Genomic DNA, 19,583 nt, shown 5'->3' on the forward strand with positions numbered 1-19,583 from the left:
TAATGCGTTGGCAAGCCTCGGGGCATGTTCGGCACGCTTTTTTCCTGAGCGTGGATCAGCGCTTGACGCGCCCGGCCGCTTCCATAACGATGCAGCGGCGATAGTACCCAGATAAACCCACGAAGGAAACGTTATGCTGCTTCCCGTCCTGGCCGTGATAGCCGGCCTGGTGTTATTGGTCTGGAGTGCCGACAAGTTCATTGACGGCGCGGCGGCGACGTCGCGCTGGCTCGGGCTGTCGCCGCTGCTCATCGGCATGCTGGTGATCGGTTTTGGCACCTCGGCGCCGGAAATGATGGTGTCGGTGCTTGCCGCGCTACAGGGTAGCCCCGGGCTTGCCGTGGGCAACGCCTACGGCTCCAATATTGCCAACATTGGTCTGGTGCTGGGGCTGGTGGCGCTGCTGGCACCCCTTGCCGTGCACTCAAGCGTCATCCGCAAGGAAATGCCGGTGCTGATGATGGTCACGGTGCTGACCGGGGTTATCCTGCTCGACGGTTTTGTGGCCCGCTGGGAAGCGGCGATGATCTTGCTGATTCTCGGCGGTTTCATGACGCTGAGCATCCTGCAGTCGCGAGCGCAAAAGGACGACGCGCTGATGGATGAGGTCAGCGACTCGCTGGATAGCCAGCCCATGTCCCGGGGCGCCGCGCTTGGCTGGACGCTCACTGGCCTGGTCGTGCTGATCGGCAGCTCGCGTTTGCTGGTATGGGGCGCGGTCGATATTGCCACGGCCTTTGGCGTCAGCGAACTGGTTATCGGGCTTACCGTGGTGGCCATCGGCACATCGCTGCCCGAGCTTGCTTCATCGGTCAGCGCGCTGCGGCGCAAGGAGCACGATATGGTGCTGGGCAACGTGGTGGGGTCCAACCTTTTCAATACGCTTGGGGTGGTAGGGCTCGCCGGGGTGATTACTCCGATTGAAGCAGGGCCGGACGTGCTTACCCGGGACTGGATCGTGATGACGGTGATGACCCTGCTGATGATCATCTTTGCGTTTTCCTGGCGCGGGCGCCCGCGCAAGATTAATCGCCTCGAAGGGGGCATCCTGCTCGCCCTGTTCGTGGCGTACACTACCTACATGGTATCCATGGTCATCGCCTGACGCGATTCTGGGCGATGCAATAACAAAAAAGGAAACGACCATGCGGCATTTTTTGCAACGCTTACCCAAGGCGGAGCTGCACCTGCATATCGAGGGAACGCTTGAGCCGGAGCTGATGTTCCGGCTGGCCGAGCGCAACCGTATTACGCTGCTCTACGCCGATATCGAGCAGGTAGAAGAGGCGTACCGCTTTCGTCACCTGCAGGAATTTCTAAATCTTTATTACCAGGGAATGAACGTGCTGTGCACGCCGCAGGACTTTCATGACCTGGCCATGGACTATTTCATTCGTGCCCGGGATGAGGGCGTGATGCATATCGATATGCATTTTGACCCCCAGGCGCATATACAGCGGGGCGTGCCTCTGGCAAGCGTGATGCAGGGCCTGCTGGGCGCGGTGCGCCAGGCCGAGCAGGCGCTTGATCTGAGCGTAGGCCTGATCATGGCATTTTTGCGCGATCGCCCGGTGGCTGAGGCGGCTTCTCTGCTCGAGCAGGCGCGCGACTACTGGCCGGACCTGCACGCCGTCGGCCTGGACAGCGCGGAGAGTGGCTATCCGCCGGGCCGCTTTGCCGACGTATTTGCTCGGGCCGGCGAGCTCGGGCTGGCCCGGGTGGCGCATGCCGGCGAAGAGGGGCCGGCTGCCTATGTGCGCGAGGCGCTTGACGAGCTTGGCGTTGAGCGCATCGATCACGGCATACAGTGCATGACCGACGACACGCTGGTAGAGCGCTTGAGGCGTGAGCAAACGGTGCTCACCGTTTGCCCGCTTTCCAACGTCAGCCTTGGCATCGTCGACAGGATGGCGGCGCATCCGCTGCCTGCCATGCGGGAGGCGGGTCTCAATGTTACGCTCAGCTCGGATGATCCGGCGTATTTCGGCGGCGGCATGCTAAGCAATCATCTGGCGTGCGCGGAGGCGTTTGGCTGGGACGCAACGACGTTCCTGTCGCTCAGCCAAAGCGCTATCAGCGCAGGCTTTATGCCCGAAGCAAGGCGCCAAACGCTGCTGGGCCGCCTCGCCGACCTGGCGTGGGCGTCGGGGAAGTAAAAAAAGCGCGGCGAACAATTGACGCCGGTTTAATCGCTGGTATGATACGCACCCATCGAGAGGCAGCGCCAAGCGCGACTTCTCAAGCTCTTTAACAAGTTGATCAGGTAATTCATGTGGGCGCTTGCCTGGGTGGGTGACAAATCACCTACTATCAAGGCAAGCGACTCGTCAGAATTTGGAAATCTCGATTTCTGGATTTTTTGAGAACGTTTGGAACCTTGAGCCAAGTTTGATCCGCTTTTTCCAATGCCCTCGGGCAGCGGAAAGCAAGGATCACAATGATCGTAAACCGAAGAGTTTGATCATGGCTCAGATTGAACGCTGGCGGCAGGCTTAACACATGCAAGTCGAGCGGAAACGACAGGAGCTTGCTCCTGGGCGTCGAGCGGCGGACGGGTGAGTAACGCATAGGAATCTGCCCGGTCGTGGGGGATAACCTGGGGAAACTCAGGCTAATACCGCATACGTCCTACGGGAGAAAGGGGGCCTTGGCTCCCGCGATCGGATGAGCCTATGTCGGATTAGCTGGTTGGTAGGGTAACGGCCTACCAAGGCAACGATCCGTAGCTGGTTTGAGAGGATGATCAGCCACACCGGGACTGAGACACGGCCCGGACTCCTACGGGAGGCAGCAGTGGGGAATATTGGACAATGGGCGAAAGCCTGATCCAGCCATGCCGCGTGTGTGAAGAAGGCCCTCGGGTTGTAAAGCACTTTCAGTGAGGAAGAACGCTGTCGGGTTAATACCCCGGCAGGGAGACATCACTCACAGAAGAAGCACCGGCTAACTCCGTGCCAGCAGCCGCGGTAATACGGAGGGTGCAAGCGTTAATCGGAATTACTGGGCGTAAAGCGCGCGTAGGCGGCGCGATCAGCCGGTTGTGAAAGCCCCGGGCTCAACCTGGGAATCGCATCCGGAACTGTCGCGCTAGAGTGCAGGAGAGGAAGGTGGAATTCCCGGTGTAGCGGTGAAATGCGTAGATATCGGGAGGAATACCAGTGGCGAAGGCGGCCTTCTGGACTGACACTGACGCTGAGGTGCGAAAGCATGGGTAGCAAACAGGATTAGATACCCTGGTAGTCCATGCCGTAAACGATGTCGACCAGCCGTTGGGGTCCTTGAGACCCTTGTGGCGAAGTTAACGCGATAAGTCGACCGCCTGGGGAGTACGGCCGCAAGGTTAAAACTCAAATGAATTGACGGGGGCCCGCACAAGCGGTGGAGCATGTGGTTTAATTCGATGCAACGCGAAGAACCTTACCTACCCTTGACATCCTGCGAACCCGAGAGAGATCTCGGGGTGCCTTCGGGAGCGCAGTGACAGGTGCTGCATGGCTGTCGTCAGCTCGTGTTGTGAAATGTTGGGTTAAGTCCCGTAACGAGCGAAACCCTTGTCCCTATTTGCCAGCACGTAATGGTGGGAACTCTAGGGAGACTGCCGGTGACAAACCGGAGGAAGGTGGGGACGACGTCAAGTCATCATGGCCCTTACGGGTAGGGCTACACACGTGCTACAATGGCCGGCACAAAGGGCAGCTAACTTGCGAGAGTGAGCGAATCCCATAAAGCCGGTCTCAGTCCGGATCGGAGTCTGCAACTCGACTCCGTGAAGTCGGAATCGCTAGTAATCGTGCATCAGAATGGCACGGTGAATACGTTCCCGGGCCTTGTACACACCGCCCGTCACACCATGGAAGTGGACTGCACCAGAAGTGGTTAGCCTAACTTCGGAAGGCGATCACCACGGTGTGGTTCATGACTGGGGTGAAGTCGTAACAAGGTAGCCGTAGGGGAACCTGCGGCTGGATCACCTCCTTAACCGATGCGTCTACCCGCCCGGCAAGTGCCCACAGTGAATTACCTGGTCAAACTTATCGAGCAAACGGTAGTTTTTGACCGTTCTTGTGGCGATGCTTCGTCGCCATGAAAGCGGTGAAAAGACCGGAACTGTAGCTCAGTTGAATTGAGTCGCAGTTGCACGGTACCGGGTCTGTAGCTCAGTTGGTTAGAGCGCACCCCTGATAAGGGTGAGGTCGGCAGTTCGAGTCTGCCCAGACCCACCAAATTTTCGTAATGCGGCGTTAAAGCACAGCTCGTATAGCAGGCTATACGTCGCTGCACTTTGCCTAGCCTTACAAAAATTCTGGTGAAAACAGTGTGGTAGCAAAATAGCAAGACGATTTGGGGCCTTAGCTCAGCTGGGAGAGCGCCTGCCTTGCACGCAGGAGGTCAGCGGTTCGATCCCGCTAGGCTCCACCAATACGCCCGCCGGCTTGACTGACCGTTTGTTGTTCCGTGACCACTGATAAGAACCGGCCGCAGGGCCGTGCTTATCACTGTTCATTGAACAGTCGCTCTTTAACAAGATATATCATGCTGATAAAACGATCTTCCTTGAGAAGATCATGTGATACGTCTCAAGCGTATCCGGCAATATCGTTGTCATTGCGACCCCGACTCCTTCGGGTTATAGGGTCAAGCAATGAAGCGCACACGGTGGATGCCTAGGCAGCCAGAGGCGATGAAAGACGTGGAAGCCTGCGATAAGCGTCGGCGAGGTGGCAAACACCCTTTGACCCGGCGATCTCTGAATGGGACAACCCACTCATCACAAGATGAGTATCGTATCCTGAATCCATAGGGATACGAGGCGAACCGGGGGAACTGAAACATCTCAGTACCCCGAGGAACAGAAATCAACCGAGATTCCCCCAGTAGCGGCGAGCGAACGGGGAGTAGCCCTTAAGCGCGTGACCGATTAGACGAAGGCCCTGGGAAGGGCCGCCATAGTGGGTGATAGCCCCGTAGTCGAAAATCCGATCGCGTGAAATCGAGTAGGTCGGGGCACGAGAAACCTTGACTGAAGACGGGGGGACCATCCTCCAAGGCTAAATACTCCTGGCTGACCGATAGTGAACCAGTACCGTGAGGGAAAGGCGAAAAGAACCCCAGTGAGGGGAGTGAAATAGATCCTGAAACCGTGTGCGTACAAGCAGTGGGAGCCCCATCACTAAGCTTCTTCGTGATGAGCTCATCATTATCACATCCGCTTGAGGGTTAACGTTGCCTGCAACGTTCAACCCAAAAATCAAGCAGAGGTGGCTTAGTGATGGGGTGACCGCGTACCTTTTGTATAATGGGTCAGCGACTTATTTTCCGTAGCGAGCTTAACCGTGTAGGGGAGGCGTAGCGAAAGCGAGTCTTAACAGGGCGACAAGTTGCGGGGAATAGACCCGAAACCGGGCGATCTACCCATGGCCAGAGTGAAGGTTGAGTAACATCAACTGGAGGCTCGAACCCACGTATGTTGAAAAATGCGGGGATGAGCTGTGGGTCGGAGTGAAAGGCTAATCAAGCCCGGAGATAGCTGGTTCTCCTCGAAAGCTATTTAGGTAGCGCCTCACGTATCACCACCGGGGGTAGAGCACTGTTTCGGCTAGGGGGTCATCCCGACTTACCAACCCGAGGCAAACTCCGAATACCGGTGAGTGCCAGCGTGGGAGACACACAGTGGGTGCTAACGTCCATTGTGGAAAGGGCAACAACCCAGACCGTCAGCTAAGGTCCCCAAATTCTGGTTAAGTGGGAAACGATGTGGGAAGGTTTAGACAGCTAGGAGGTTGGCTTAGAAGCAGCCATCCTTGAAAGAAAGCGTAATAGCTCACTAGTCGAATCGGCCTGCGCGGAAGATGTAACGGGGCTAAACCAGATACCGAAGCTACGGACGTGTCTTTTTAGATACGTGGTAGAGGAGCGTCGTGTAAGCCGATGAAGGGAGGCTGAGAAGCCTGCTGGAGGTATCACGAGTGCGAATGCTGACATGAGTAACGATAAAGGGCGTGAAAAACGCCCTCGCCGGAAGACCAAGGGTTTCTGTTCGACGCTAATCGGAGCAGAGTGAGTCGGCCCCTAAGGCGAGGCCGAAAGGCGTAGTCGATGGGAAACGGGTCAATATTCCCGTACCTCACAGTATTGCGATGGGGGGACGAAGAAGGCTAGGTGAGCCAGGCGACGGTCGTCCTGGTGAAAGTCCGTAGGCTGAACCATCAGGGAAATCCGGTGGTTCCAGGCCGAGAGACGAGACGAACAGCCCACGGGCTGGAAGTCATCGATGCCACGCTTCCAGGAAAAGCCTCTAAGCCTCAGATACTGCGAGACCGTACCCCAAACCAACACAGGTGGTCAGGGTGAGAATCCCCAGGCGCTTGAGAAAACTCGGGTGAAGGAACTAGGCAAAATGGTGCCGTAACTTCGGGAGAAGGCACGCCGCCGGTACGTGAACCCCCACGCGGGGGGAGCGGAAGGCGGTCGAAGATACCAGGTGGCTACAACTGTTTACTAAAAACACAGCACTCTGCTAACGCGCAAGCGGACGTATAGGGTGTGACGCCTGCCCGGTGCCGGAAGGTTAAGTGATGGCGTTAGCTTCGGCGAAGCGCTTGATCGAAGCCCCGGTAAACGGCGGCCGTAACTATAACGGTCCTAAGGTAGCGAAATTCCTTGTCGGGTAAGTTCCGACCTGCACGAATGGCGTAATGATGGCCACGCTGTCTCCACCCGAGACTCAGTGAAATTGAAATCGCCGTGAAGATGCGGTGTACCCGCGGCCAGACGGAAAGACCCCGTGAACCTTTACTATAGCTTCACACTGGACGCCGATGTTGCTTGTGTAGGATAGCTGGGAGGCTTGGAACCCCGGTCGCCAGACCGGGGGGAGCCACCCTTGAAATACCAGCCTGGCATCATTGGCGTTCTCACTCCGATCCGTGATCCGGATCGAGGACCGTGTGTGGTGGGTAGTTTGACTGGGGCGGTCTCCTCCCAAAGCGTAACGGAGGAGCACGAAGGTACCCTCAGCACGGTTGGACATCGTGCAGTGAGTGCAAGAGCACAAGGGTGCTTGACTGCGAGACAGACACGTCGAGCAGGTGCGAAAGCAGGTTCTAGTGATCCGGTGGTTCTGTATGGAAGGGCCATCGCTCAACGGATAAAAGGTACTCCGGGGATAACAGGCTGATACCGCCCAAGAGTTCACATCGACGGCGGTGTTTGGCACCTCGATGTCGGCTCATCACATCCTGGGGCTGAAGTCGGTCCCAAGGGTATGGCTGTTCGCCATTTAAAGTGGTACGCGAGCTGGGTTTAGAACGTCGTGAGACAGTTCGGTCCCTATCTGCCGTGGGCGCAGGATGTTTGCGAAGGGCTGCTCCTAGTACGAGAGGACCGGAGTGGACGCACCTCTGGTGTTCCGGTTGTCACGCCAGTGGCATTGCCGGGTAGCTAAGTGCGGACGGGATAACCGCTGAAAGCATCTAAGCGGGAAGCCCCCTTCAAGATGAGACATCCCCGAGGCCTTGAGCCTCCTGAAGGGCCCAGCAAGACGAGCTGGTTGATAGGCCGGGTGTGGAAGCGCTGCAAGGCGTTGAGCTAACCGGTACTAATGTGCCCGTGAGGCTTGACCCTATAACACCCAAGGGGTCGGGTCGCAGGACAACGACAAGCCGGATACGCAAGACGATCACGAACAGCATGATATATCACCGGTTACGCCTGACGGCCATAGCGAGCGGGAACCACCTGATCCCTTGCCGAACTCAGCAGTGAAACCGCTCAGCGCCGATGGTAGTGTGGGGCCTCCCCATGCGAGAGTAGGACATCGTCAGGCATCTATACGCAAAGAACCCGGCCCCGCGCCGGGTTTTTTGTGTGCGTGGCTGTGGCATGGCGAGTAATCAAGGGATCGGGCGGCTAGTGCCTTTTTCCTCATCGTCAGTTTCCCCGGGAAGGCGATAGCGTATAGCCTCATTACGGTCATCCTCGTAGCGCGCATTTTCTTTTTCTGCCGGCACGCCGAGCACGGTTTCCTTTGAGCCGTCAGGCCAGGTATAGGTAGTACAGCCGGCCGCGCCGACTATTAAAAAGCCACATAAAAAAGTCAGGTAGAGTTGGCGCACGGTTAGTTCCTTCTATCGCGTTGTGCTGCGGGCAGCGGTTATGAAAAGTTAACACAGGCAAGGAGTAAACACAGGCCCGACCGCTGAGGTTGCCGATGGGGGCTGGCATAAAATAGCGTGGCCAGGTGTTCTCGGGCAGTAGCGTTGTGTACAATTGATGTAGAAATTTCAACCCGTCGGGATGGTGATCTTATGAGCTCAGGCACAGCGATGATACTTTTGGCCGCTGGCGTTATCATCATTCTGCTATTAGCCGCCTACGCCGCACGGCTGCGCCGGGAAGTAAGGCGGCGCGATGCGTTTCGCAAGGAAGAAGATTCGCGGGCCATTACCAACAGCCTGGAAAACCTGGATTACGTGTCGGCTGCTCTAGTGCAGGAACAGGTAAATATCACCGAGGGTGCCTGGCGTTGCAAGGTGCTGCTCGAAATAATAGAGCCTACTCTGGTCGAGCGCGAAGAATTTCGCGCTTTCTCCGATGTTTATAGCAGAACGCGTCATTTGAAGACCCATTCGGCGAGAAGGGGTCTTTCCCCTCGTGAGCGTATGGGGGAAGATAAAGAACGACTGCAGGTGGAAGAGGAAATGCACCAGCCAGTCATTGACGCGGCAAAAGCCGTGATGCTCTGGCGCTCGAAGGGTGGAAAAACGCTGCATTAAGCGATATACCATTGAAAATACATCTGTGGGCTTTATGCTAGGCTACCTGTGCCTTCTCATGAGTGTGCGGTGACGCGAACCATCACTGCGTGGGTCAAAAAGACGTCGCCTTTTGCCGGATGAAAGGGTAATGATGAGGGTGCTTGAGTAAAAAGCCGTTTGAACAGAAGAAGCACGAACAACGAGGCTGGCATCATATGGCCTCACGCATTGGATCAAAAAGGAGTCATACATGAAGAAATCAACGACTGGCTTGCTGCTCGGTTCCGCTCTGGCTTTGGGGCTTTCCGGCTGTGCTAACTCAGCGTCACAAACCGGCGGTCAGACGTCGGGCAGCGATGCCGATAACAGCTGGTACCAGCATCCTGCGGTATGTGGCCTCGCTGGCAGTTTGATCGGTGGCGGCCTGGGCTATGCCACCAGCGGTGACTCTGACGAGGAAAGCGGTGCGGCCATTGGCGCAACGACTGGTGCGGCCCTGGCAGCCTACCTGTGTGCCGACAAGAGCGAAGAAGTCAAGCCGCAGTGCCCGAGCTACGGTGAGGTGCCGGCAGGCGTCGCCGTTGATGCCGAAGGTTGCCCGCTCGACTCCGACAACGACGGCGTTCCGGACTACCGCGACGAGTGCCCCGGCACACCGGCAGGCGTTGAAGTCGATGCCAAGGGCTGCCCGCTTGACTCCGATAACGACGGCGTTCCGGACTTCCGTGACCAGTGCCCGAACACGCCGGCCGGTGTAGAAGTCAACGCGCTTGGCTGCCAGGAAAGCCTGGTGCTGGAAGGCGTCAACTTCGAGTTTGACTCGGCGAAGCTGACTCGCCAGGCCGAGCAGGAGCTGAGCGAAGTGGCCGAGAAGCTTGAGCACAACACCGACGTACGCGTGCGCATTGACGGTCACACCGACTCCGTAGGCAGCGCGCAGTACAACAAGGAACTGTCCCAGCGTCGCGCTGAGTCCGTTGCCAGCTACCTGCAGAGCCACGGCATTCAGAAAAATCGCATGAACTCCACCGGTTACGGTGAAGAGCGTCCGGTAGCGTCCAACGATACCGACGCCGGCCGCGCTGAAAACCGCCGTGTAGAGCTCGATGAGTGGAACTAACTCACTCAGTTGAAAGCTGATAGCGGCATAGCCGCGTCACCTAATGGACGGGAGGCATTGATGCCTCCCGTCTTTTATTTAAGCCGCCCGCTATTTTTGTTAGTCTTTTGTCCGCTGCAGCTTTTGCTGTTGCTATATCGCTGATAAAGCCCATTGATAGCGACATGTGATCCTTGGTATGGATCACCACTGCGCTCAAGGAAAATTGAATGCCCATTGTTACCCTGCCTGACGGTAGCCAGCGCACGCTTGATGAACCCCGCTCCATTATGCAGCTGGCTGAGTCCATCGGCCCAGGTTTGGCCAAAGCCTGCATTGCCGGAAAAATTGACGGCGTACTCGTGGATGCCGCCGATGTCATCGAGCACGATGCTGAGGTTGCCATCATTACGTCGCGCGATACCGAAGGGCTGGACATCATTCGCCACTCCTGCGCCCATCTGGTCGGGCATGCGGTCAAGCAGCTCTATCCGGATGCGAAGATGGCAATCGGGCCGGTCATTGACGACGGCTTCTACTATGACGTCGACTTCGGGCAATCGGTAACGCCGGAAGACCTGGAAACCATCGAAGCGCGCATGGAATCCCTGATCAAGCGGGAATACGACGTAGTTCGCGAGTACGTCGATCGCGACCAGGCGATGCTGACGTTTTTGCACCGTGACGAGCCTTATAAGCAGGAAGTTGTGCGGGATATTCCCGAAGGCGCCACCATCAGGCTTTATCATCACGAAGAATATATTGACATGTGCCGCGGGCCCCACGTGCCCAACACGCGCCACCTGAAGGCGTTCAAACTGACCAAGCTGGCCGGTGCCTATTGGCGCGGGGATGCGGAAAACCCCATGCTGACGCGCATCTACGGCACCGCCTGGGGAGACAAGAAGCAGCTCAAGGCCTACCTCAAGCGTCTCGAAGAAGCCGAGAAGCGCGACCATCGTAAGCTTGCGCGCAAGATGGACCTGTTTCACCTCCAGGAAGAAGCGCCGGGCATGGTGTTCTGGCATCCCAACGGCTGGAGCATGTATCGGGCGCTTGAGGACTATATGCGCGACGTCCAGCTGCGGCACGGCTACCAGGAGATCAAGACGCCTCAGGTCGTTGATCTTTCCCTGTGGCAAAAGTCCGGCCACTGGGGGCACTACAGCGAGCTGATGTTCACCACGGAGTCGGAAAAGCGCGAATACGCGGTCAAGCCGATGAACTGCCCGTGTCACGTCCAGGTGTTCAACCAGGGGCTGAAAAGCTATCGCGATCTGCCGCTGCGCCTGGCAGAGTTCGGCAGCTGCCACCGCAACGAGCCTTCGGGCTCGCTGCACGGCCTGATGCGCGTGCGCGGCTTTACCCAGGACGATGCGCATATCTTCTGTACCGAGGGGCAAATCCAGTCCGAGGCCGAGGCGTTTATTGCGCAAACGCTGGAAGTCTACAAGACGCTTGGCTTTGAAGACGTCGAGCTGAAGCTGTCCACGAGGCCGGATGATTTTCTGGGCGAGCCGGAGCTGTGGAGCCAGGCAGAAAAAGGGCTGGAGTCGGCGCTCGACGCGACCGGGCTCGAATGGGAGCTGCAGCCGGGTGAAGGCGCGTTTTACGGCCCCAAAATCGAGTTTTCTCTGCGTGACTGTCTCAATCGCGTGTGGCAATGTGGTACGCTACAGCTCGACTTCAATCTGCCCGGCCGGCTGAGTGCCCAGTACGTGGATGAAGACGGCAGCCGCCAGGTGCCGGTTATGCTTCACCGCGCCATTCTGGGCTCCTTCGAGCGCTTTCTGGGCATCCTGATTGAGCACTACGCCGGGGCCATGCCGCTGTGGCTCGCCCCTCAGCAGGCCGTGGTCATGACCATTACCGATGCCCAGCGGGATTATGCCCTGGCCGTGGAGCAGCGACTGGCGCAAACCGGGCTGCGGATCAACGCCGACTTGAGGAATGAGAAAATCGGCTTTAAAATCCGTGAGCACACGCTGCAAAAAGTTCCCTATCTCCTGGTGGTAGGAGATAAGGAAGTTGAAACTGACTCGGTCGCCGTACGTACGCGCGGCGGCGAAAATCTTGGTACCATGACCGTTGATGCGCTTATTCAGCGTCTTGACACTGAGAGAGCGGTTCTGACGACATCGTCAATTGCCTAAGGAGACGGAGCAATCAAGCGAAGCAACCAGCGCGGGCGTCCACAAGACAAACGCCCACCAATGAACGAGCGAATTACCGATGACCAGGTACGCCTCATTGATAGCAACGGCGAGCAGCTGGGCATTGTGCCCACGCGCGACGCCATTGAGCGTGCCGGGGAAGCGGGTATGGATCTCGTGCAAATTTCGAATGCCGACCCCATCGTCTGCAAGATCATGGACTACGGCAAATTCGTTTTTGAGCAGAAAAAGCAAAAAGCGGCTCAAAAGAAAAAGCAGAAGCACATCCAGGTCAAGGAAGTCAAGTTCCGGCCTGGCACTGATGAAGGCGATTACCAGGTGAAGCTGAAAAACCTGACGCGCTTTCTGGAAAGTGGTGACAAGGGTAAGGTCACATTGCGCTTCCGGGGTCGTGAAATGGCGCACCAGGATATCGGCCGCAAGCTGATGGAACGGATCGCCGAAGACCTCGAGGGCTTAGGGTCAGTGGAGTCTTTCCCCAAGATGGAAGGGCGCCAGATGATCATGATTCTTGCCCCCAAGAAGAAGTGATCCAGCGGCCGGTTAAACGGGCCAGCGGTGACGCTGGCAGGCCTTGGGTTTTCTAAAGAATATCGAGCGGAGTATATCCTCATGCCGAAAATCAAGAGTAACAGCGGTGCTGCCAAGCGCTTCAAGAAAACCGCTAACGGTTTCAAGCACAAGCAGTCCTTTCGTAGCCACATCCTGACCAAGAAGTCGACCAAGCGTAAGCGTCAGCTGCGTGGTATGAAGCAGATCCACGAAGCCGACAAGCCGTTGATCCAGCGTATGCTGCCGAATCTGTAAAGGTCGAATTTTCTGGGAGCGCATCGCTGCGCTCATCCAGCCTATCCAAGTCAGGAGTGTGTTATGACTCGTGTCAAGCGTGGCGTTGTCGCCCGTCGTCGTCATAAAAAAGTATTGAAGCAGGCCAAGGGCTACTACGGTGCCCGGTCGCGCGTTTTCCGCGTGGCCAAACAGGCCGTCATCAAGGCAGGCCAGTATGCCTACCGTGACCGCCGCAACCGCAAGCGTCAGTTCCGTGCCCTGTGGATCCAGCGGATCAACGCCGGCGCCCGTCAGCACGGCTTGTCGTACAGCCGTTTCGTTGGCGGCCTGAAGAAAGCCGGCATCGAAATCGACCGCAAGGTGCTGGCTGACCTGGCTGTTCACGAGAAAGCGGCCTTTGCGGCCATCGTGGAAAAAGCCAAGGCTGCCCAATAACGCACTGCGTACCGGCGTGTACGCAATGCCATAGGTCTCATCACGTGACCCATACAGGGGAAGAGCAGCCGCTCTTCCCCTGTTTTTTTGTCACTGCCAGCGCGCCATTTTTTGATACTTTTTGCTGCAAAGGCAAACGCCTAACTCGGAGTCAATCGGATGGATCATCTTCCTAGCCTGGTCGCTGACGCGCGTGCCGCCATACAGGCTTCACAAAGCGTCGCGGCGCTCGAAGAACTGCGTGTCCGCTATTTGGGGAAAAAAGGCGAGGTTACGGCCTTGCTCAAGGGGCTGGGCAAGCTGTCGGCGGAAGAGCGTCCCGCCGCCGGTGAGCGTATCAACCAGGCCAAGCAGGCGCTTGCAGGCGATATCGAACAAAAGCGCCGGGAACTGGAAAAGGCCGCGCTCGACGCCCGGCTGGCTGCCGAAACGCTGGACGTCACGCTGCCCGGCCGCGGCCAGTCGCCTGGCGGTCTGCATCCGGTGACGCGCACGCTCGAGCGCATCGAGGGGCTTTTTACCCGGATCGGCTTTGACGTGGCCGTGGGTCCGGAAATCGAAGATGACTATCACAACTTCGAGGCGCTGAACATTCCTGCGCACCATCCGGCGAGGGGCATGGCCGATACGTTCTACTTTGATGCCACAAGGCTTTTGCGCACCCACACCTCGCCGGTGCAGGTGCGCACCATGGAAGCCAAGGCGCCGCCCATCCGCATTGTTTGCCCGGGGCGAGTGTATCGCAGCGACTCGGATTTGACCCATACGCCGATGTTCCATCAGATAGAGGGGCTGCTGGTCGATGAAGGCATCAGTTTTGCCGACCTGAAGGGAACCATCGAGGATTTCCTCCACGGCTTTTTCGAGCGCGAGGATTTATCCGTTCGTTTTCGGCCCTCGTACTTTCCGTTTACCGAACCCTCGGCGGAAGTGGATATTCAATGCGTGATGTGCAGCGGCGAAGGCTGTCGCGTGTGCTCCCACAGCGGCTGGCTTGAAGTCATGGGCTGCGGCATGGTGCACCCCGAAGTGTTTCGCCACTCGGCTATCGATGCCGAGCGCTTCAGCGGCTTTGCCTTCGGCATGGGCGCCGAGCGTTTGGCGATGCTGCGCTACGGCGTGAACGATCTGCGCCTGTTTTTCGATAACGACCTGCGCTTTTTGCAGCAGTTTGCCTGAGCCTTGCGCTGAATACGGGATAGAACATGAAGTTTTCTGAACAGTGGCTGCGTGAGTGGGTATCTCCGCAGCTGGATACCCAGGCCATGGCCGATCAGGTCACCATGGCAGGTCTGGAAATCGATGCCATTGAGCCAGTAGCCAAGGCGTTTACCGGCGTTGTCGTGGCCGAAGTGCTGACTCGGGAGCCGCACCCCGATGCCGACAAGCTGAGCCTCTGCACCGTCAACGACGGCTCGGCGGAGCCGGTGCAGGTGGTGTGCGGCGCGGCCAACGTCGAAGCCGGGCAGAAAGTGGCTTTTGCTCGGGTGGGCGGAGTGCTGCCCGGAGACTTCAAGATCAAAAAGGCGAAGCTGCGCGGCGTGGAATCCCGCGGCATGATCTGCTCCGCGTCCGAGCTGGGACTTGAAGAAGAAGCCTCGCCGGGCATTCTGGTGCTGCCGGCGGCGGCGCCGGTGGGCGAAGACTTCCGCCGCTATATGGCTCTCGATGATAACGCCATCGAAGTCGACCTGACGCCCAACCGCGGCGATTGCCTGAGCCTGAAAGGGCTGGCCCGGGAAGTCGGCGCGCTGAATCGCCTGGTTGTCACACCGCCTGACATGACGCCGGTGCCGGCCGGCCACGATACGGCGCTGCCGATTGACGTCGAGGCGGAGGCGCTGTGCCCCCGCTATGTGGGGCGGATCATCCGGGGCGTAGACGTGGGCGCCGAGACCCCGCTATGGATGACCGAACGCCTGCGCCGCAGCGGCCTTCGCGCCATTGATCCGGTGGTGGATGTGACCAACTACGTCATGCTCGAGCTTGGCCAGCCGCTGCACGCTTTCGATCGCGATAACCTTGACGGCGGTATCGTTGTACGCAAGGCCCGGGACGGCGAGCGCCTGACGCTGCTCGACGGCCAGGAGATCTCGCTGCGCCCGGAAACGCTGCTGATTGCCGACCACCAGAAGCCGCTGGCGATCGCCGGAGTTATGGGCGGAGAGGATTCCGGCGTCAGCCCGGCCACTCGCACCATTTTTCTTGAGTCGGCCTTTTTCACGCCGCTGGCCGTTGCCGGCCAGGCGCGCTCTTACGGGCTGCACACCGATGCTTCGCACCGCTTTGAGCGCGGTGTGGACCCCCGGCTGACCGCGGTGGCCATCGAGCGGGCTTCCGCGCTGCTGTTGGAGATCTGCGGCGGCGAGGCCGGCCCGCTGACCGAAGTGACAAGCGAAACGCACTGCCCCGATACCCGGCAAATCAGCCTGCGCGCTCGGCGGCTGGAAAAAGTGCTGGGCAAGGCGCTTGACGCCGGGGACGTGGAAGACATCCTGGCTCGGCTGGGCTTTGACGTGGCGGCAACGGCCGACGGCTGGGACGTGACCGCGCCCAGCTGGCGTTTTGATGCGGCGATCGAGGAAGACCTGATCGAGGAAGTGGCGCGCATCCACGGGTACAATAACTTCCCGGTCCGTCGGCCGGCGGCGCGCCTGGCGCTGCGCCCGGATAACGAGGCCGGCGTCAGCCAGGCACAGCTGCGCCGGCAAATGGTAGCCCGGGGTTACCAGGAGGCGATTACCTACAGCTTTGTGGCCCCCGAGCTTCAGGAAGCCCTGCTGCCGCAAGCCGTGGCGCCGGCGCTGGCCAACCCGATTTCCAGCGATCTCTCCGTGATGCGGGCAAGTCTGCTTCCCGGACTGGTTCGGGCCATGGACTACAACCTCAAGCGCCAGCAGCCGCGCGTGCGGCTATTTGAGACCGGCCTTGTTTTCAACGGCCACCTCGACAACCTGCGCCAGACGCCGATGCTCGGCGCGCTGGCCTGCGGGTCGCGTTACCCCGAAAGCTGGAGCGAGAGCGCCGAGCCGCTGGATTTTTACGACGTGAAGGGCGATCTGGAAAGCCTGTTTGCCCTGGGCAGCTGCCCCACGGACTGGCGTATGGAGCCAGGCGATCATCCGGCGCTGCATCCGGGGCAGCGCGCGCGCATTCTCTACCGGGGAGAGGCCGTCGGCTGGCTGGGAACGCTGCACCCCGAGGTCCGCCGCCGGGTAGGGCTCAAGGTCGATGCGGTCGGGTTTGAGGTCAGCCTCGACGCCCTGAGCCAAGGCCGGGTGCCCGGGTTCGAGCCGCTGTCGCGCTACCCCGAAGTGCGCCGCGACCTGGCCTTCAGCGTCGCCGACTCCGTGCCCGTGCAGGCGCTGCTGGATGTGGCCAGTGCCCACGCCGGAGAGTACCTGAGCGAAACGCGCCTGTTTGATGTCTATGCCGGAGAGGGCGTGGCCGACGGCTGCAAGAGTGTGGCCCTGGGCTTGACCTGGCAGCATCCATCGCGCACGCTAAATGACGATGAAATCAATCAGTTGGTGGATTCAATCGTCGAGCAGGTAAAGCGCGAGTTTAATGCCGGGCTGCGCGGATAATTGAGTCTGCCGCCGAAAGCCGGCGCCATCATGCAAGGTGGCGCCGGCGGGAGGAGAGGCCATATGGGTGCATTAACCAAAGCAGCGCTTGCTGAGCATCTGCACACCGAGCTTGCGCTGTCGAAGCGCGAAGCCAAAGCGGTGGTAGAAACCTTTTTCGAGGAAATCCGCAGCTGTCTGCGGGAAAACGAGCAGGTCAAGCTGTCCGGGTTCGGTAACTTCGAGCTCCGCGACAAGCGTGAAAGGCCGGGGCGCAACCCCAAGACCGGCGAAGAGATCCCGATTTCGGCCCGCCGGGTGGTGACCTTTCGTCCCGGGCAGAAGCTCAAGCAGCAGGTCGAGGAGCTCACGGCGAAAAAGGATTCTGACCAGGACGCCTGATGTCATGGTCTCCCCGGCCCGCTGCGGCTATAAATCGGAGAGCGTTGCCGTCGGAGTGTCCGGCAGGGTTTCCGCGGGCTGACCGGCAAGCATCTTGCGTAAAAAAGCGCGGGTGCGCGGATCCTGCGGCGCGCTGAACAGCTGCGATGGCGGGCCCTGCTCAACAATGCGTCCGCCTTCCATGAAGATGACCCGGTCGGCCACGTCGCGCGCAAAGTTCATCTCGTGGGTGACCACCAGCATGGTCTGCCGCTCGGCGGCCAGCTGCTTCATCAGTTCCAGGACTTCTTCCACCCACTCGGGGTCCAGCGAAGAGGTGGGCTCATCAAAGAGAATGACCTCGGCCCGCGCGGCCATGGCTCGCCCGATGCCGACGCGCTGCTGCTGCCCGCCGGACAGGGAGGCCGGATAGGCGTCACCCTTGTCGGCCAGCCCGATACGCTCGAGAATGTCACGCGCTCGGGCATGGGCTTTGTGTCTGGGCCAGCGATGGACCACGAGCAGACCTTCGGCGATATTTTCCAGCGCTGTCTTGTTGGCAAACAGCGCATAGTTCTGAAAGACAAAGGCCGTGCGTCGCCTGACCGCAAGTATCGAGCGCGCGCTGGCCGTCGCCACGTCCATGTCGAGATCATTCAGTACAAGGTGCCCGGCGTCGGGGCGTTCGAGAAAATTCAAACAGCGCAGCAGCGTCGACTTTCCGGTGCCCGAAGGGCCGATCACCACGATAATCTCGCCCCGGGCAATATCCATGTCGATGCCGTCGAGGACCGCGGTGCCGTCAAAGCGCTTGACGAGGTTGGTTATCCGAATCATCGGCGATATGCCTTGTTGAGTCGATATTCCAGCCGCCGCTGACACCAGGCCAGCAGTTCGACAATGGCCCAGTAGATCACCGCCGCCACAATAAAGGCTTCGAAATATAGAAAACTGCCCGCTGCTTCCTTTTGCGTTGCCCCCATCAGCTCCGTCACGCCCAGTGTGAAAGCCAGCGAGGTGGCCTTGATCATGTCGATGAAGTAGTTCATCAGCGTGGGTACCGCAATACGCGTGGCCTGGGGTAGTACGATGCGCCTCATCAGCTGGCCCTGGGTCATGCCGATGGACAGCGCCGCCTCGGTCTGGCTGCGATCCACCCCGACAATGGCGGCGCGAATCGACTCTGCCATATAGGCAGAAAAATGCAGCGTCAGCCCCATGATGGTAGCCGTTATGCCGTTAATGGTGGTCAGCACCGACATGATCTGGGGCAGGCCGTAGTAGAACAGGAAAAGCTGGACCAGCAGCGGTGTGCCACGAAAAAACGAGATGAACAGCAGCGTCGCCATGTTAAGCACCGGCAGGCGCAACACGCGAATGACGGCCAGTCCGGCGGCTAGCGACAGCGCCAGCACCATTCCCGCGGCGGCCATGCCCAGCGTCAGGGGCAGGTAGCGCAGCAGGATCGGCACCAGCTCGAGCATGTAGGGAACGTCAAGCAGGTTCATGAAAAATCAACGTTCCCTCAGGGGCGAGTAATATCATTGCCGAACCAGCGCTTGGATATTTCGCCGAGCCTGCCGGACTTGCGAAGTTTTTCCAGAGCGCTGTCGACCCGATCGCGCAGCGTGCGGCCGGCCGGCGTGTCGCGGAAGGGCAGGGCATTACGCAGTTTGGAAAACGGCTTGCCGGCTAGCGCCAGGGGGAGCGGCTTTTCCTGGATGACCTGGCTTGCGCTGATCCGGTCCATGACAAAGGCATCCACGCGGCCCAGCGCCGTATCCTGCTCGATGTTGCTTTCGTAGGTGCGAATCTCGATGTCGTCGGCGTAGGGCAGCTCGCGCAGCAGCTGTTCATAGTTGGAGCCAAGGTTGACGGCCACAGTTTTGCCGGCCAGATCCTCGACGCCCTTGATCTCCTTGTTGCCGCGCTTTACTACCACCTGGGCGCCGTCATACACGTAGGGCTCGGAAAACAGATATTTCTGCTGGCGTTCATCGGTGATGGTGATCTGGTTGGCAATGGTATCCACGCGCCCCGACTCGAGCATGCCGAACAGCCCCGAAAAGCTGGCGGTGACGAACTCAACGTCGGTATCCATTTGTTGGGCAGCAGCGCGCATGACATCGACTTCAAAGCCCTGCAGCGTGTCTTTTTCGACAAACGTGAAGGGGAAGTAGCTGCCCGACATGCCGACCTTCAGCACGTCATCATCCGCGTGAGCAGTACCGGCCAGCGCCAGGGCGGTGGAGGTCAGCAGGGGAAGCAGGCTAAAGGTTCGTAGCATGAGTACTCCAGCAATTCATCTCTATTTATATTCTTTACAGGAATTAAAGTGGTTTTTCTTATTCCTGAGCTAGAGGGACGATAAAGGAAAGTGCTT

At 58.8% G+C, this 19,583-nt stretch carries 15 protein-coding genes, 2 tRNA genes and 3 rRNA genes; 16 read left to right on the top strand and 4 right to left on the bottom strand.

All coding sequences use genetic code 11. From position 1 onward, the window contains the following. The first annotated feature begins 133 nt into the window (after window positions 1-133). The 7 genes from ACZ46Y_RS07225 (at window position 134) to rrf (ending at window position 7,825) form a co-directional block, all read left to right on the top strand. Complete coding sequence (locus tag ACZ46Y_RS07225) at window positions 134-1,105, top strand: calcium/sodium antiporter (protein ID WP_311956912.1); 972 nt, start codon at window positions 134-136, stop codon at window positions 1,103-1,105. A 40-nt stretch (window positions 1,106-1,145) separates the two neighbouring features. Next, complete coding sequence (locus ACZ46Y_RS07230) at window positions 1,146-2,156, top strand: adenosine deaminase (RefSeq protein ID WP_311956914.1); 1,011 nt, start codon at window positions 1,146-1,148, stop codon at window positions 2,154-2,156. A gap of 289 nt (window positions 2,157-2,445) precedes the next feature. After that, window positions 2,446-3,978 (top strand): 16S ribosomal RNA (locus tag ACZ46Y_RS07235). Window positions 3,979-4,146: 168 nt separating this feature from the next. After that, a tRNA-Ile gene (locus ACZ46Y_RS07240) sits at window positions 4,147-4,223 on the top strand. A gap of 120 nt (window positions 4,224-4,343) precedes the next feature. Continuing rightward, window positions 4,344-4,419: transfer RNA gene (locus tag ACZ46Y_RS07245), tRNA-Ala, on the top strand. Window positions 4,420-4,633: 214 nt separating this feature from the next. After that, window positions 4,634-7,623, top strand: a 23S ribosomal RNA gene (locus ACZ46Y_RS07250). Window positions 7,624-7,709: 86 nt separating this feature from the next. Then, a 5S ribosomal RNA gene (rrf, locus tag ACZ46Y_RS07255) occupies window positions 7,710-7,825 on the top strand. The 16S, 23S and 5S rRNA genes sit together here with 2 tRNA genes alongside, the layout of an rRNA operon. 67 nt (window positions 7,826-7,892) lie before the next feature. Here the strand turns inward: rrf and ACZ46Y_RS07260 are convergent. Further along, complete coding sequence (locus tag ACZ46Y_RS07260) at window positions 7,893-8,114, bottom strand: hypothetical protein (protein ID WP_311952572.1); 222 nt, start codon at window positions 8,112-8,114, stop codon at window positions 7,893-7,895. A gap of 192 nt (window positions 8,115-8,306) precedes the next feature. Here ACZ46Y_RS07260 and ACZ46Y_RS07265 point away from each other — a divergent pair, with 192 nt between their 5' ends. The 9 genes from ACZ46Y_RS07265 to ACZ46Y_RS07305 all read left to right on the top strand — a co-directional run bounded on the left by ACZ46Y_RS07265 (window position 8,307) and on the right by ACZ46Y_RS07305 (window position 17,221). Then, a complete protein-coding gene (locus tag ACZ46Y_RS07265; protein WP_311952575.1) occupies window positions 8,307-8,774 on the top strand; it encodes a DUF2489 domain-containing protein in 468 nt (155 codons plus the stop codon). A gap of 232 nt (window positions 8,775-9,006) precedes the next feature. Next, complete coding sequence (locus ACZ46Y_RS07270; protein ID WP_311952578.1) at window positions 9,007-9,876, top strand: OmpA family protein; 870 nt, start codon at window positions 9,007-9,009, stop codon at window positions 9,874-9,876. Window positions 9,877-10,085: 209 nt separating this feature from the next. Further along, window positions 10,086-12,008, top strand: a complete 1,923-nt coding sequence (gene thrS / locus ACZ46Y_RS07275) for a threonine--tRNA ligase (RefSeq protein WP_311952581.1) — start codon at window positions 10,086-10,088, stop codon at window positions 12,006-12,008. Window positions 12,009-12,068: 60 nt separating this feature from the next. Beyond that, window positions 12,069-12,560 carry a translation initiation factor IF-3 gene (gene infC / locus ACZ46Y_RS07280; RefSeq protein ID WP_464380029.1) on the top strand — a complete coding sequence of 164 codons (492 nt, stop codon included), beginning with the start codon at window positions 12,069-12,071 and terminating at the stop codon, window positions 12,558-12,560. Window positions 12,561-12,641: 81 nt separating this feature from the next. Further along, on the top strand, window positions 12,642-12,836 hold the full coding sequence (gene rpmI / locus ACZ46Y_RS07285; RefSeq protein WP_311952584.1) for a 50S ribosomal protein L35: 195 nt from the start codon (window positions 12,642-12,644) through the stop codon (window positions 12,834-12,836). A 63-nt stretch (window positions 12,837-12,899) separates the two neighbouring features. After that, complete coding sequence (gene rplT / locus ACZ46Y_RS07290) at window positions 12,900-13,253, top strand: 50S ribosomal protein L20 (protein WP_311952587.1); 354 nt, start codon at window positions 12,900-12,902, stop codon at window positions 13,251-13,253. 159 nt (window positions 13,254-13,412) lie between these two features. Then, complete coding sequence (gene pheS, locus ACZ46Y_RS07295; RefSeq protein ID WP_311952592.1) at window positions 13,413-14,432, top strand: phenylalanine--tRNA ligase subunit alpha; 1,020 nt, start codon at window positions 13,413-13,415, stop codon at window positions 14,430-14,432. 26 nt (window positions 14,433-14,458) lie between these two features. Then, window positions 14,459-16,840 carry a phenylalanine--tRNA ligase subunit beta gene (gene pheT / locus ACZ46Y_RS07300; RefSeq protein ID WP_311952595.1) on the top strand — a complete coding sequence of 794 codons (2,382 nt, stop codon included), beginning with the start codon at window positions 14,459-14,461 and terminating at the stop codon, window positions 16,838-16,840. A 63-nt stretch (window positions 16,841-16,903) separates the two neighbouring features. Continuing rightward, window positions 16,904-17,221: an integration host factor subunit alpha gene (locus ACZ46Y_RS07305; protein ID WP_311952598.1), complete on the top strand. Its 318-nt coding sequence runs from the start codon at window positions 16,904-16,906 to the stop codon at window positions 17,219-17,221. A 27-nt stretch (window positions 17,222-17,248) separates the two neighbouring features. Here ACZ46Y_RS07305 and ACZ46Y_RS07310 read toward each other — a convergent pair whose 3' ends face one another. The 3 genes from ACZ46Y_RS07310 to ACZ46Y_RS07320 are packed head-to-tail and all read right to left on the bottom strand — an operon-like array spanning window position 17,249 to window position 19,487. Further along, window positions 17,249-18,037: an amino acid ABC transporter ATP-binding protein gene (locus ACZ46Y_RS07310; RefSeq protein WP_311952603.1), complete on the bottom strand. Its 789-nt coding sequence runs from the start codon at window positions 18,035-18,037 to the stop codon at window positions 17,249-17,251. Beyond that, on the bottom strand, window positions 18,034-18,708 hold the full coding sequence (locus tag ACZ46Y_RS07315) for an amino acid ABC transporter permease (protein WP_311952606.1): 675 nt from the start codon (window positions 18,706-18,708) through the stop codon (window positions 18,034-18,036). The genes ACZ46Y_RS07310 and ACZ46Y_RS07315 overlap by 4 nt, the downstream gene beginning before the upstream one ends. Before the next feature lie 17 nt (window positions 18,709-18,725). Next, window positions 18,726-19,487 (bottom strand): amino acid ABC transporter substrate-binding protein, encoded by a 762-nt coding sequence (locus tag ACZ46Y_RS07320; protein WP_311952609.1) that lies wholly within the window; start codon window positions 19,485-19,487, stop codon window positions 18,726-18,728. Window positions 19,488-19,583 lie beyond the last annotated feature (96 nt).

This window comes from Halomonas garicola (assembly GCF_055382465.1).